A 13,451-nucleotide genomic window follows, 5' to 3' on the forward strand; every position below is an offset into this window, starting at 1 on the left:
TGAGGAGCGACGCTTACGCGCCACCGGCGCGTGTCGCTCCGAAGGCCGGTGGCCAGGGCCACCGGCGGGTCTTCCGCTCGGTCGGCAACCGCTCAGGCCGCCTTGCGCGCGGCGAGCTGGCGCAGCACGTAGTGCAGGATGCCGCCGTGGCGGAAGTACTCGACTTCCTTCGGCGTCAGCAGCAACACCTTGACCTCGAAGCGCTGCTCGCTGCCGTCGGCCTTCTTCGCCACCACGGTCGCGGTCTTGGCGGCGCCGTCGTTCAGGCCGATCACGTCGATCACTTCCGAACCGTCCAGACCGTGGCTCTGCGCGTTCTCGCCGTCATGGAACTGCAGCGGCAGCACGCCCATGCCGACCAGGTTGGAGCGGTGGATGCGTTCGAAGCTTTCGGCGATGACCGCCTTGACCCCGAGCAGGTTGGTGCCCTTGGCGGCCCAGTCGCGCGAGGAGCCGGTGCCGTATTCCTTGCCGGCGAACACCACCAGCGGCACGCCGTCGGCCTTGTACTTCATCGCCGCGTCGTAAATGGCCAGCTTTTCCGGGGCGGCGCCGCCAGCGCCGTAATACAGGGTATTGCCGCCTTCCTCGCCGCCGAACATCAGGTTTTTGATGCGGATGTTGGCGAAGGTGCCGCGCACCATCACATCGTCGTTGCCGCGGCGCGAACCGTAGCTGTTGAAGTCGGCCGGCTGCACGCCGCGCGAGACCAGGAAGCGTCCCGCCGGCGAGTCCTTCTTGATGTTGCCGGCCGGCGAGATGTGGTCGGTGGTGATCGAGTCGCCGAACAGGCCCATCACCCGCGCGCCGTGGACGTCGTCGATGCTGCCGACCTGCATGGTCATGCCGTCGAAGTAGGGCGGGTTCTTGATGTAGGTCGAGCTTTCGTCCCACTGGAACGACTCGCCGTCGGGCGAGGCGATCTGGTTCCAGCGGGTGTCGCCCTTGAACACGTCGGCGTAGTTCTGCGCGAACAGCTCCGGGCCGACGGTAGCGGCGATCATGTCTCCGATTTCCTTGTTGCTCGGCCAGATGTCGCGTAGGTACACGTCCTGGCCGTCGGCGCCCTTGCCGATCGGCTCCTTGGTCAGGTCGATGTTGACCGTGCCGGCGATCGCGTAGGCCACCACCAGCGGCGGCGAGGCCAGGTAGTTGGCCTTCACTTCCGGATGCACGCGGCCTTCGAAGTTGCGGTTGCCCGACAGCACCGAGGCGACCACCAGTTCGTTCTCGGCGATGCCCTTGGAGACTTCGTCCGGCAGCGGGCCGGAGTTGCCGATGCAGGTGGTGCAGCCGTAGCCGACCACGTAGAAGCCGAGCTTCTCCAGGTCGGCGAGCACGCCGGCCTTGCGCAGGTAATCGGTGACCACCAGCGAGCCCGGGCCGAGCGAGGTCTTGACCCAGGGCTTGGATTTCAGGCCCAGGCGCGCGGCGTTGCGCGCGAGCAGGCCGGCGCCGAGCATCACCGCCGGATTCGAGGTGTTGGTGCAGGAGGTGATCGCGGCGATCACCACCGAGCCGTCGCACAGTTCGGCGTCCTGGTCCTGGATGCGGATCTTCGACACCGGCTTGGCGGCGAGATGCTCGGCCTGCGGCTGGGCGCCGCCTTCGCCCTTGAGCTCGTCGACGGCGCAGCCGACCCTGGCCTTGCGGTTGGCGATCAGCGGGCCGAGGTTCTCGCTGAAATTGGTATGGACGTTTTCGAGCAGCACCCGGTCCTGCGGACGCTTCGGACCGGCCATCGAGGGGCGCACGTCGCCGAGGTCGAGTTCGAGCGTGGCCGAATAGGTGGCATGGGGCTGGCCGGGTTCGTGCCACAGGCCCTGGGCCTTGGCATAGGCCTCGACCAGGGCGATCTGTTCCTCGGAGCGGCCCGACAGGCGCAGATAGGTCACCGCCTCGGCGTCGATCGGGAAGATGCCGCAGGTCGCGCCGTACTCGGGGGCCATGTTGGCGATGGTCGCGCGGTCGGCGAGCGGCAGGTGTTGCAGGCCGTCGCCGAAAAACTCGACGAACTTGCCGACCACGCCGTGCTTGCGCAGCATCTGGGTGACGGTCAGGACCAGGTCGGTCGCGGTCGCGCCTTCCGGCAGCTGGCCGACGAGCTTGAAGCCGACCACCTGCGGGATCAGCATCGACGAGGGCTGGCCGAGCATGGCCGCCTCGGCCTCGATGCCGCCGACGCCCCAGCCGAGCACGCCGATGCCGTTGATCATCGTGGTGTGGCTGTCGGTGCCGAACACGGTGTCGGGGAAGGCCTGCAGCTCGCTGCTGCCGTCCAGGCCCTGGACCTCGCGGCCCATGACCACGCGGGCCAGGTTCTCCAGGTTGACCTGATGGACGATGCCGGTGTTCGGCGGCACCACCTTGAAGTTCTCGAACGACTTCTGGCCCCAGCGCAGGAAACTGTAGCGCTCCATGTTGCGCTGGAATTCGATCTTGCCGTTCAGGTCCAGCGCCTCGGGGCTGCCGAACACGTCGACCTGGACCGAGTGGTCGATGACCAGTTCGGACGGGATCAGCGGGTTGATCTGGCGGGCATTGCCGCCGAGCCGGCCGACCGCGTCGCGCATCGCCGCCAGGTCGACCACGCAGGGCACGCCGGTGAAATCCTGCAGGACCACGCGCGCCGGCATGAAGGCGATCTCGGTGTCCGGCTCGCGGCTGGCGTCCCACTGCGCGACCGCCTCGATATGGTCCTTGCCGACCGTGGCGCCGCCGTCCTCGTGGCGCAGCAGGTTCTCGAGCAGGATCTTCATCGAGTAGGGCAGGCGGCTGATGTCGTAGCGCTCGCCCAGGGCCGGCAGGCTGAAGTAGGTGTAGTCGCGGCCGTTGACGGACAGGGTGCGGCGGGTGGAATAGGAGTCGGGCATGTCGGTGGAGCTCCTTGGATGCTGCTGGCGCGCCGTGGGAACGGGCGCGGTGGCTGGCGATGACGCCGATTATCGCTTTATCGGGTTCAGGAAGCGTGCAGACAATGGTCGCAAGCGTGCTACAGCGTTCCGTCGCCGGCGTACGGACGGATCGCGCAAAGCCTTGCGCGGCGTGGGCCGGCACGGTGGCCGCGTTTGCCGCGAAAGCCCTTTGAAGGCAAAATACGCGGTCGAGGCCGTGCCCTTCGCGGGCGCCGGCGGCCTGGCTTCCAGCAAGCCGCCGCCCCTCGCCACCCCGCACTCGCCACGTAAGTCCGCACCGCGCCTGTCGGGGCGGCGGACCACGCAGCCGGTGCCACGTCTTTACCGCTTCATTCCGACGGGACTCTCCATGCTCTCCAGCTATCGCCAACACGTTGCCGAGCGCGCCGCGCTGGGCATTCCGCCGCTGCCCCTGACCGCCCAGCAGACCGCCGAGGTCATCGAGCTGCTGAAAGCGCCGCCGGCGGGCGAGGAGTCGTTCCTGCTCGATCTGATCACCCAACGCGTGCCGGCCGGCGTCGACGACGCGGCCAAGGTCAAGGCCTCGTATCTCGCCGCGGTCGCCTTCGGCACCGAGCACAACGCTTTGATCAGCCGCGAACGCGCGACCGAACTGCTCGGTACCATGCTCGGCGGCTACAACATCCATCCGCTGGTCGAGCTGCTCGACGACGCCCAGGTCGGCAGCATCGCCGCCGAAGCGCTGAAGAAGACCCTGCTGATGTTCGACGCTTTCCACGACGTCCAGGACAAGGCCGAGGCCGGCAACGCCAACGCAAAGTCGGTGCTGCAAAGCTGGGCCGACGCGGAGTGGTTCACCAGCCGTCCGGAAGTGCCGGAAAGCCTGACCGTCACCGTGTTCAAGGTGACCGGCGAGACCAACACCGACGACCTGTCGCCGGCGCCGGACGCGACCACCCGCCCGGACATCCCGCTGCACGCCCTGGCGATGCTCAAGAACGCCCGCGACGGCATCGTGCCCGAGGAAGACGGCAAGCGCGGCCCGGTCGCCTTCATTGAATCGCTCAAGGACAAGGGCCATCTGGTCGCCTACGTCGGCGACGTGGTCGGCACCGGTTCCAGCCGCAAGTCGGCCACCAATTCGGTGCTGTGGTTCACCGGCGAAGACATCCCCTTCATTCCGAACAAGCGCTTCGGCGGCGTGTGCCTGGGTTCGAAGATCGCGCCGATCTTCTACAACACCATGGAAGACGCCGGCGCGCTGCCGATCGAACTCGACGTGTCGCAGATGAACATGGGCGACGTGGTCGAACTGCGTCCCTACGACGGCAAGGCGATCAAGGACGGCCAGGTCATCGCCGAGTTCTCGCTCAAGTCCGACGTGCTCCTCGACGAAGTGCGCGCCGGCGGCCGCATCCCGCTGATCGTCGGCCGCGGCCTGACCGCCAAGGCGCGCGAAGCCCTGGGCCTGCCGGCCTCGACCCTGTTTCGCCTGCCGCAGAACCCGGCCGACACCGGCAAGGGCTATTCGCTGGCTCAGAAGATGGTCGGCCGCGCCTGCGGTCTGCCGGAAGGCCAGGGCGTGCGCCCGGGCACCTACTGCGAGCCGAAGATGACCTCGGTGGGGTCGCAGGACACCACCGGCCCGATGACCCGCGACGAGCTCAAGGACCTGGCCTGCCTGGGCTTCTCGGCCGATCTGGTGATGCAGTCGTTCTGCCACACCGCCGCCTATCCGAAGCCGGTCGACGTCAAGACCCACCACACCCTGCCGGAGTTCATCTCCAACCGCGGCGGCATCTCGCTGCGTCCCGGCGACGGCGTGATCCACAGCTGGCTCAACCGCATGCTGATGCCCGACACCGTCGGCACTGGCGGCGACTCGCACACCCGCTTCCCGGTCGGCATCTCGTTCCCGGCCGGCTCCGGCCTGGTCGCGTTCGCCGCGGCCACCGGGGTGATGCCGCTGGACATGCCCGAATCGGTGCTGGTGCGCTTCAAGGGCGAAATGCAGCCCGGCGTGACTTTGCGCGACCTGGTCAACGCGATCCCGCTGGCCGCGATCAAGTCCGGCCTGCTGACCGTCGCCAAGCAGGGCAAGAAGAACATCTTCTCCGGCCGCATCCTCGAGATCGAAGGCCTGCCGCACCTGAAGGTCGAACAGGCGTTCGAACTGTCCGACGCCTCGGCCGAACGTTCGGCCGCCGGCTGCACGGTCAAGCTCGATAAAGAGCCGATCATCGAATACCTGACCAGCAACATCACCCTGCTCAAGTGGATGATCGCCGAGGGCTACGCCGACCCGCGCTCGCTCGCCCGCCGGATCAAGGCGATGGAAGGCTGGCTGGCCAACCCGCAGCTGCTCGAAGGCGACGCCGATGCCGATTACGCCGCGGTGATCGAGATCGACCTCGACCAGATCGTCGAGCCGATCGTGGCGTGCCCGAACGACCCCGACGACGTCAAGACGCTCTCGGACGTGGCCGGCGCGGTCATCGACGAGGTCTTCATCGGCTCGTGCATGACCAACATCGGTCACTTCCGCGCCGCGGCGAAGCTGCTCGAAGGCAAGCGCGACATCCCGACCCGCCTGTGGGTCGCGCCGCCGACCAAGATGGATGCGTCCGAGCTGACCAAGGAAGGCCATTACGGCACCTTCGGTACCGCCGGCGCGCGCATGGAAATGCCGGGCTGCTCGCTGTGCATGGGCAACCAGGCCCAGGCCCGCGAAGGCGCGACCGTGTTCTCGACCAGCACCCGCAATTTCCCGAACCGCCTCGGCCGCAACACCAACGTGTATCTCGGCTCAGCGGAACTGGCGGCGATCTGCTCGCGCCTGGGCCGCATCCCGACCCGCGAGGAGTACATGGCGGACGTCGGCGTGCTCAAGGCCGATGGCGACAAGATCTACCGCTACATGAACTTCGATCAGATCGAAGACTACAAGACGGTCGCCGACACGGTGATCGCGGCCTGATCGGCCGGCGCCGATGACGACGAAAAACCCCGGCCCAGGCCGGGGTTTTTTGTTCGGCGCGGTCGGCGCGGTTCGGACCGCACGCGACGCATCCGCAAGCATCGCCTGTGCTTGGGGAGGAGCGGCGTAAGCCGCGACCGGCGAAGCGAGGCGCCCCGCCCGTCATGCGCGGCAACCGGAACGAGGTCGCGGCTCACGCCGCTCCTACAAGGGCAGGATTCGCCGCACGGAATTCGCGTCGCCAGAATCGTTGGTGTCGCCTGTGCTCGGGTAGGAGCGGCGCAAGCCGCGACCGGCGAAGCGACGCGCCGGCCCGCACGATGCGGCAACCGGAACGAGGTCGCGGCTCGCGCCGCTTCTACAGGAGCAGGTTGCGCCTCAATACGACCGGCCTAGCCCAGGCGCGCCTCGATTGCATCGACCATGCCGCGGCGGTGCAGCATGAAATCCCAATAGCTGCCGCCGAGCTGGCGCCAGAGCACCGCCGAGCGCACCGCGGCGAGCAGGGCGGCGCGGACTTCGGCGACCACGCCGGGCTGGCCGAGGTAATGCGGGTTGCCCTGGACCAGCACCCGCGGGCGCAGGTGGCTCAGGGTCTCGGCGTACAGGCTGCCGAGGGCGGCGATGACGTCCGGATGGCTGCTGCCCAGGCGGCCGGCGGCGGTGGCCTGGGCGTGGATGCCGCGCAGGACCTTTTCGGTCATGGCGGCGTCGCGGACGAAACGGCGCTCCAACTGCAGCACGGCCAGGGCCAGCCGCGGCAGGTGCTCGTCGTTGGCGCGGTTGACGAAATAGTCCTGCAGCAGCACCAGGCCCGGGCGCAGGTTGGGCAGGCCACCGTAGACCGCGGCCGGGGACGAGGCGTCGATGCGGAATACCGAGTCCAGGGCGGTGTCGAGCACCGCGGCATTGGCCTGGCCGGTGTCGGCGATGCGCCGCACCTGGCCCAAGGCCTGGGCCAGGCCGGCGAGTGCGAGTACGCGTTCGGAGATATCGGCCATTACGTGGGGGATTCCTTGGGGGGCAGGGGAGCGGCGCAGTCGGGCGCATCGGTCGCGGCGATCACCGCGCCGCCGAGGCAGACCTCGCCGTCGTACAGCACCAGCGACTGGCCGGGCGTGACCGCGCGCTGGGATTGGGCGAAACGCACTTCCAGGCTGCCATCCTCGCGCACCGAGATTTCGCAGTCCTGGTCGGGCTGGCGGTAGCGGGTCTGGGCGCTGCAGACGAAGCGCGCGGCCGGCGGGCGGCCGGCGATCCAGTGGGCGGTTTCCGACCACAGGGTCTGCGAATGCAGCCAGGGGCTGTCGCTACCTTGGTCGACGTACAGCACGTTGGACGCGACGTCCTTGCCGACCACGTACCATGGCGCCGGCTCGAAGCCGCGCACGCCGCCGATGTTGAGGCCTTCGCGCTGGCCGAGGGTGAAATAGAACACGCCCGGATGGCGGCCGACGACCTGGCCGGCCGGGGTGCGGATCTCGCCTTCGCGCGCCGGCAGATAGCGCGACAGGAACTCGCGGAAATCGCGTTCGCCGATGAAGCAGATGCCGGTCGAATCCTTCTTGGCCGCGGTCGGCAGTTGGGCCTCGCGCGCCATCTCGCGCACGTCGCGCTTGAGCAGGTCGCCGAGCGGGAAGCGCGTCGCCGCCAACTGGGCCTGGCCGAGCTGGTGCAGGAAATAGCTCTGGTCCTTGCTGCGGTCGAGCGCGCGCAGCAGGCGGAACTCATTGCCTGCCCGGTCGACCCGGGCGTAATGACCGGTGGCGATGAACTCGGCGCCGAGCTCGCGCGCGGCGTCGAGGAAGTGCTTGAACTTGATCTCGCGGTTGCACAGCACGTCCGGGTTCGGGGTGCGGCCGGCGGCGTATTCGGCGAGGAAGTGCTCGAACACCCCGGCCCAGTACTCGCCTGAAAAATCGCGGAAATGGATCGGCAGGCCGAGCCGGCCCGACACCGCGACCGCGTCGCGGCGGTCGTCCTCGGCGCGGCAGTCGCCGCTGCCGTCGTCGGCCCAGTTCTGCATGAAGAGCCCGGCGACCGGCTCGCCGGCGTCGCGCAGGCGCAGGGCGGCCACCGAGGAGTCGACCCCGCCCGACATGCCCACGATGGTGCGTACCGATACGGCCATGACGATCAGACCGGGTCGGGCGAGACCATTTGCTGCAGCAGATCCAGCGAATGGCGGCGTCCACCGAGATAGTCGGCGACCACGCGCCAGACCAGCGGACTGCGGTGCTCGGGCGAGCGCGCCTGCAGTTCGGCCGGGCTCATCCACAGGGCCTGGACGATGCCCTCGTCGAGGCGCCGGCCCGGGTCGTGGCGGACCGGTTCGGCGGCGAAGGCGAAGCGCAGGTAGTGGCGGCCGCCGGCGCCGTCCTCCTGCTGCGGCGCCTTCCACTGGTAGGCGCCGACGAAGGCGGTCAGGCGCACGTCCCAGCCGGTCTCCTCGCGGGTCTCGCGCAGGGCCGCGTCGACCAGGCTCTCGTCCGGCTCCAGGTGCCCGGCCGGCTGGTTGATCACCAGCCGCCCGCCGACCGATTCCTCGACCATCAGCAGGCGGCCGCCGTCGACCACGATGGTGGCGACGGTGACGTCGGGTTGCCAGAAACGGCCTTCGCGGTAGCTCACGTCAGAATTCGTCCTGGCCGGGGGTGAGTTGCGATTCCATCTCGTCGGCGGCGCGGACCACATAGTCGATCGCATCGTCGAGGTCTTCCTGGCTCGCGTCGGCGTCCAGTTTGACCACGAACACGGCCACCGAGTCCTGTTTGACCCAGCCGCCCATCTTGCTGAGCTGGCTGTCCTCGAGCAGGCGGTTGGCGACTTCGGCCGGGAAGTCCTTGTCGGTGGTGCGGTAGCCCGGCGACCAGACCTCGCGGACCTGCAGCTTGCCGTAGCGCTCGGTGTGAGAGATCACGTAGGCCATCTGGCTGCGGTCCTCGTCGAGGCCGAAGGTGAGGGTGTAATCGCCGTCCTTGTCGACCTCGTACTTGTAGCCCAGCGCGTCGAGCTGCTTGCCGATGCGCGGGTCGGCGGTCTTGGCGGCGGCCTTGGCCGGGGCGGCCTCGAGCGAGGCGGCGGCCGGCGCGGCCGTCGCCAGGACGGGCAGCAGCGAGAACAGCAGGGCAGGCAGGTAACGGGGCAGACGCATGTGGGTCCTTGAATTTCGCGGCGCCGACGCAACCTTGACCGGCGGCTCCGACCAAGATGGCGGCGCTGCGGCATTTTGCAATGCGGCCGGGCAGGCGTCCATGTCGCACGGCGGCGGCATCCACGGCGGGACGGGGCAGGGGTTTATAATCGCGCAATGGCAAAACAGACCGAACAAGAACACAGTCATGGCGTATTGGTGGAAGCCGGCAAGCCCGAAGTCGCGCGGCCGCCGCTGTATTCCGTACTCCTGCTAAACGACGATTACACCCCGATGGACTTCGTGGTCGAGGTCCTGATGCGCTTTTTCCCGATGAACGTCGAAAAAGCCACCCAGATCATGCTCCACGTCCATACCCGCGGCCGCGGCGTATGCGGCGTCTTCACACGCGAGGTCGCCGAGTCCAAGGTCGCCCAGGTGAACGAATTTTCAAGACTTCACCAGCACCCCTTGCTGTGCACGATGGAAAAGGCCTAAAAGGGAGTTGTCGCACCCGCTGGGGCGGGGCATGGAAAAGCCGGCGAGCGCCCCCACGTAGCGTGCATACGTTCTGGAGGCTCCGCCCCATGTTCAGCAAGGATCTCGAATACAGCATCGGCCAGTGCTACAAGCGCGCCCGCGAGGCGCGCCACGAGTACATGACGGTCGAACATCTGCTGCTCGCACTACTCGACAACCCCTCCGCCGAGGCCGTCCTCAAGGCGACCAACGCCGACTTCGCTCGCCTGCGCAGCGACCTGGAACAGGCCATCGCGACCTCGGTCCAGGTGCTGCCCGACGACGTCGACCGCGATACCCAGCCCACTTTGGGTTTCCAGCGTGTGCTACAGCGCGCTGTCTATCACGTGCAGTCCTCCGGCAAGAAGGAGGTCACCGGCGCCAACGTGCTGGTCGCCATCTTCGGCGAGAAGGATTCGCACGCGGTCTACTTCCTCAACCAGCAGGACGTGGCCCGCCTCGACGTGGTCAATTACCTGTCGCACGGCATCGTCAAGCACAACGCCGAAGACAGCCACGGCCACCACGAGGAGAGCGAGTCCAAGCCGGCCGAAGGCCCGGAGAGCGAAGGCAAGTCCGACGCCCTGGCCGAGTTCGCCAGCAACCTCAACCAGTTGGCCCGCGAAGGCAAGATCGACCCGCTGGTCGGCCGCGGCGACGAGGTGGAGCGCACCATCCAGGTGCTGTGCCGCCGGCGCAAGAACAACCCGCTGTACGTCGGCGAGGCCGGCGTCGGCAAGACCGCGATCGCCGAAGGCCTGGCCAAGCGCATCGTCGACGGCGACGTGCCCGAGGTGCTGCGCAACGCCACCATCTTCGCCCTCGACCTCGGCGCCCTGGTCGCCGGCACCAAGTACCGCGGCGACTTCGAAAAGCGGCTGAAGGCGGTACTGGCCCAGCTCAAGAAGCAGCCCGAGGCGATCCTGTTCGTCGATGAGATCCACACCATCATCGGCGCCGGTTCGGCCAGCGGCGGCACCATGGACGCCAGCAACCTGATCAAGCCGGCCCTGTCCTCGGGCGAGCTGCGCTGCATCGGCTCGACCACGTTCCAGGAATACCGCGGCATCTTCGAGAAGGACCGCGCGCTGGCGCGGCGCTTCCAGAAGATCGACATCGTCGAGCCGACCGTCGGCGAGACCTACGAGATCCTGCAGGGGCTCAAGCCCAAGTACGAGTCTCACCACGGCGTGACCTACGCCGACGACGCGCTGCAGGCGGCGGTCGACCTGTCGGTCAAGCACATCGGCGACCGCCTGCTGCCGGACAAGGCCATCGACGTCATCGACGAGGCCGGCGCGCGCCAGCGCCTGCTGCCGGAGGACGCGCGCAAGCAGCTGATCGACATCGAGGAAATCGAGATGATCGTCGCCAAGATGGCGCGCATCCCGACCAAGCAGGTCTCGGCCAGCGACAAGGACGTGCTGCGCAACCTCGAACGCAACCTCAAGATGGTGATCTTCGGTCAGGACCCGGCGATCGAGACCCTGGCCTCGGCGATCAAGCTGGCGCGTTCGGGGCTCGGCAACCCGGACAAGCCGATCGGCAACTTCCTGTTCGCCGGCCCGACCGGCGTCGGCAAGACCGAGGTCACCAAGCAGCTCGCGCTCCAGCTCGGCATCGAGCTGGTCCGCTTCGACATGTCCGAGTACATGGAGCCGCATTCGGTCAGCCGCCTGATCGGCGCGCCTCCGGGCTACGTCGGGTTCGACCAGGGCGGCCTGCTGACTGAGAAGATCGTCAAGACCCCGCACTGCGTGCTGCTGCTCGACGAGGTCGAAAAGGCCCATCCGGACATCTTCAACATTCTGTTGCAGGTCATGGACCGCGGCACCCTCACCGACACCAACGGGCGCGAAGCCAACTTCAAGAACGTGGTGCTGGTGATGACGACCAATGCCGGCGCGGCCCAGGCGTCGCGGCGTTCGATCGGCTTCACCAAGCAGGACCACTCGACCGATGCGATGGAAGTGATCCGCAAGGGCTTCACCCCGGAATTCCGCAACCGCCTCGACGCGGTGGTGCAGTTCCAGGCGCTGGGCTTCGATCACATCCTGCGCGTGGTCGACAAGTTCCTGATCGAACTCGAGGCGCAACTGCACGAAAAGAACGTGACCCTGACCGCGACGCCGACCGCACGCGACTGGCTGGCCCAGCACGGTTTCGACCCGCAGATGGGCGCACGTCCGATGGCGCGGGTGATCCAGGACAAGATCAAGCGTCCGCTCGCCGACGAGCTGTTGTTCGGCAAGTTGGTCGGCGGCGGCCGGGTCACCATCGACGTGCGCGACGACGAGCTGATCGTCGACGCTCATGCCGAACCCGAGCGCCTGTTGCCGGTCACGGTCTGATCGCGTCAGCGATCAGGTCATGGAAAAGGCGGCCTGCGGGCCGCCTTTTCGTTTGCGCAGTTGTCGGTCGCTTGTCGGCTTGGCGGTCGGCCGGTCGTCGCCGAGTCTCTCTCAGCGCGCGCGGCGATAGCCCTGATAGGCGCTCTCGTCGATCTTCTCGACCGATACGATGTCGCAGAAATCGCGCTGGGTCTTGATCCGGGTGCCGCTGGGGCAGACCCGGCCCTTGGTCTTCTCGGCGCTGACCGTGATCTTCGGCGTGAAGCCCAGGTCGTAGCAGCCCTTGCGTACGTTCAAGCGGTAGTAGTTGTCGGCATCCTTGACCAGGACAGCCTTCTCTCCGACGCGCGACAACTGGGCCTCGGCGCCGAGATCGACGCAGGCGTCGATCGGATCCGCGAATGCGGCGGTCGCGGAAAGACAGAGCAGGGTGGCCAGAGCGGTCCTTGATAACGGCAACATGGGGGCGTCCTAATGAGCGAGCTCGGATTGAGCTGAGGCCACGTTAGGCGCGCGTCGCCGCATGCGAATCTGGAAGAAGTCGCTGTGACCTTCGTCACGGCATGACGTTTGGCATAACCCGTTTCGCCGCTTCGTGCATCCAGGTCTGTTCGCAGCATCTTTTATGAGGCCTCGATGCGGCCTTCGCGCGGCCCGCGATGCGGCGCCGTGTTTTCGCCTTGCGTGCAAGTTTCATCGCCCTCGCGCATCGTGCATGGAGAAGACGCGCCGCACCGTGTCGCGATCTGTGAGCTCCATCGTGCGTGGTGCCGCAGTGCAGCTCGATCCGCCGGCGCGAGCGATGCTAGCGTCGTCAGGCATCATCGGCAGGTTGCAATACATGCGTCGCGTCGTCGTCCGCTATCGGCCCGGTCGCCGGAGCCGTTGGGGATTCTCAGCCGCGCCCAGGGACGGCGAGCGCCGACGAGTCTTCGTCGACTCAAGGAAGGAGCACCACATGAAGCTACGCAAGTTGTCGCTCGCGACGGTCGCCGCTTTCGGCTTTGGTTTTTCGGCCTGGGCCGCGGCCGGCATCTGGCCGGGGCCGTGCCAGTTGTGCCGCAACGCCTACCAGGCCTGCCAGCTCGATCCCAACGCCGAGTGCGAATCCGAGTTCAGCCGCTGCCTGATCCAGGCCGGCTGCCCGCTGGAATAGCCGGTCCGCTGTTCGTATCGCCCGAGGCCGGCCGCAGCGGCAGCGAAGCCGTGCCCGCGAGGCCGGCGCCGGGCCCCGTCGTTTTCATCCCGCCAAGGAAAGGAGTTCACCCATGAAACTGCCCCGTTTTTCGCTGGCCGCGATGGCCGCCTTCGCGTTCGCCAGCGCCGCCTCGCTGACCGCGACCGCGTCCGATCCCTGCGACGCCTGCTGGCGCACCTACAACAAGTGCATCGAGGTCGGCAGCGATTCGGGCTATTGCGAATACAAGGTCGCCCAATGCCTGGCGCGCTACGGCTGCCCGGCACCGCCGTTCTGAGTGCGCCCCGCCCGGGCGGGGCCCGCGGCCGAACCGCGGGCGCTCGCCCGGACGATGCGCGCGCGTACGCACAGCCGGCAGCGGCGGCCGGGCCGCTCCCCGGCGAATCGCAGGCATGAA

At 67.6% G+C, this 13,451-nt stretch carries 11 protein-coding genes; 5 read left to right on the forward strand and 6 right to left on the reverse strand.

What is annotated here, in order from left to right:
* Window positions 1–92: 92 nt before the first annotated feature.
* On the reverse strand, window positions 93–2,873 hold the full coding sequence (gene acnA / locus ACSAMQ_RS00145) for an aconitate hydratase AcnA (RefSeq protein WP_435393683.1): 2,781 nt from the start codon (window positions 2,871–2,873) through the stop codon (window positions 93–95).
* 391 nt (window positions 2,874–3,264) lie between these two features.
* Here acnA and acnB point away from each other — a divergent pair, with 391 nt between their 5' ends.
* Window positions 3,265–5,853, forward strand: a complete 2,589-nt coding sequence (gene acnB / locus ACSAMQ_RS00150) for a bifunctional aconitate hydratase 2/2-methylisocitrate dehydratase (RefSeq protein ID WP_435393684.1) — start codon at window positions 3,265–3,267, stop codon at window positions 5,851–5,853.
* Window positions 5,854–6,245: 392 nt separating this feature from the next.
* Here acnB and hflD read toward each other — a convergent pair whose 3' ends face one another.
* Genes hflD through ACSAMQ_RS00170 form a run of 4 tightly spaced genes read right to left on the reverse strand, consistent with a single transcriptional unit; the run spans window position 6,246 to window position 9,007 of the window.
* Window positions 6,246–6,854 (reverse strand): high frequency lysogenization protein HflD, encoded by a 609-nt coding sequence (hflD, locus tag ACSAMQ_RS00155; protein WP_435393685.1) that lies wholly within the window; start codon window positions 6,852–6,854, stop codon window positions 6,246–6,248.
* Entirely contained in the window at window positions 6,854–7,984 is a 1,131-nt protein-coding gene (gene mnmA / locus ACSAMQ_RS00160) for a tRNA 2-thiouridine(34) synthase MnmA (RefSeq protein ID WP_435393686.1), read from the reverse strand. The genes hflD and mnmA overlap by 1 nt, the downstream gene beginning before the upstream one ends.
* 5 nt (window positions 7,985–7,989) lie before the next feature.
* Entirely contained in the window at window positions 7,990–8,484 is a 495-nt protein-coding gene (locus ACSAMQ_RS00165; RefSeq protein ID WP_435393687.1) for an NUDIX hydrolase, read from the reverse strand.
* A 1-nt stretch (window position 8,485) separates the two neighbouring features.
* On the reverse strand, window positions 8,486–9,007 hold the full coding sequence (locus tag ACSAMQ_RS00170; RefSeq protein WP_435393688.1) for a hypothetical protein: 522 nt from the start codon (window positions 9,005–9,007) through the stop codon (window positions 8,486–8,488).
* A gap of 156 nt (window positions 9,008–9,163) precedes the next feature.
* On the opposite strand from ACSAMQ_RS00170, the gene clpS reads away from it, so the two are divergent.
* Together clpS and clpA are read left to right on the forward strand one after the other, a co-directional pair.
* Window positions 9,164–9,484, forward strand: coding sequence for an ATP-dependent Clp protease adapter ClpS (gene clpS, locus ACSAMQ_RS00175; RefSeq protein ID WP_435393689.1), 321 nt, complete (start codon window positions 9,164–9,166; stop codon window positions 9,482–9,484).
* Between the two features lie 89 nt (window positions 9,485–9,573).
* Complete coding sequence (gene clpA, locus ACSAMQ_RS00180; RefSeq protein ID WP_435393690.1) at window positions 9,574–11,856, forward strand: ATP-dependent Clp protease ATP-binding subunit ClpA; 2,283 nt, start codon at window positions 9,574–9,576, stop codon at window positions 11,854–11,856.
* A gap of 111 nt (window positions 11,857–11,967) precedes the next feature.
* Here the strand turns inward: clpA and ACSAMQ_RS00185 are convergent, their stop codons facing one another.
* The gene (locus tag ACSAMQ_RS00185; protein WP_435393691.1) at window positions 11,968–12,318 is read right to left on the reverse strand and encodes a DUF6491 family protein; all 351 of its coding nucleotides are present in this window, start codon (window positions 12,316–12,318) and stop codon (window positions 11,968–11,970) included.
* Window positions 12,319–12,814: 496 nt separating this feature from the next.
* Between ACSAMQ_RS00185 and ACSAMQ_RS00190 the strand changes: the two genes are divergently transcribed.
* Window positions 12,815–13,012, forward strand: a complete 198-nt coding sequence (locus tag ACSAMQ_RS00190) for a hypothetical protein (RefSeq protein ID WP_435393692.1) — start codon at window positions 12,815–12,817, stop codon at window positions 13,010–13,012.
* A gap of 112 nt (window positions 13,013–13,124) precedes the next feature.
* The gene (locus ACSAMQ_RS00195; protein WP_435393693.1) at window positions 13,125–13,331 is read left to right on the forward strand and encodes a hypothetical protein; all 207 of its coding nucleotides are present in this window, start codon (window positions 13,125–13,127) and stop codon (window positions 13,329–13,331) included.
* The last annotated feature ends 120 nt before the right edge of the window (window positions 13,332–13,451 follow it).

Source organism: Lysobacter sp. 1R34A, assembly GCF_051217035.1.
Taxonomy (GTDB): Bacteria; Pseudomonadota; Gammaproteobacteria; order Xanthomonadales; family Xanthomonadaceae; genus Lysobacter.

What these genes read in the sequence shown, in the direction of transcription:
- mnmA (WP_435393686.1), bottom strand. Translation starts at nt 7,984, where the DNA reads ATGGCCGTATCGGTACGCACCATCGTGGGCATGTCGGGCGGGGTCGAC.
- acnB (WP_435393684.1), top strand. Translation starts at nt 3,265, where the DNA reads ATGCTCTCCAGCTATCGCCAACACGTTGCCGAGCGCGCCGCGCTGGGC.
- ACSAMQ_RS00195 (WP_435393693.1), top strand. Translation starts at nt 13,125, where the DNA reads ATGAAACTGCCCCGTTTTTCGCTGGCCGCGATGGCCGCCTTCGCGTTC.
- ACSAMQ_RS00185 (WP_435393691.1), bottom strand. Translation starts at nt 12,318, where the DNA reads ATGTTGCCGTTATCAAGGACCGCTCTGGCCACCCTGCTCTGTCTTTCC.
- ACSAMQ_RS00170 (WP_435393688.1), bottom strand. Translation starts at nt 9,007, where the DNA reads ATGCGTCTGCCCCGTTACCTGCCTGCCCTGCTGTTCTCGCTGCTGCCC.
- clpA (WP_435393690.1), top strand. Translation starts at nt 9,574, where the DNA reads ATGTTCAGCAAGGATCTCGAATACAGCATCGGCCAGTGCTACAAGCGC.
- ACSAMQ_RS00190 (WP_435393692.1), top strand. Translation starts at nt 12,815, where the DNA reads ATGAAGCTACGCAAGTTGTCGCTCGCGACGGTCGCCGCTTTCGGCTTT.
- acnA (WP_435393683.1), bottom strand. Translation starts at nt 2,873, where the DNA reads ATGCCCGACTCCTATTCCACCCGCCGCACCCTGTCCGTCAACGGCCGC.
- hflD (WP_435393685.1), bottom strand. Translation starts at nt 6,854, where the DNA reads ATGGCCGATATCTCCGAACGCGTACTCGCACTCGCCGGCCTGGCCCAG.
- clpS (WP_435393689.1), top strand. Translation starts at nt 9,164, where the DNA reads ATGGCAAAACAGACCGAACAAGAACACAGTCATGGCGTATTGGTGGAA.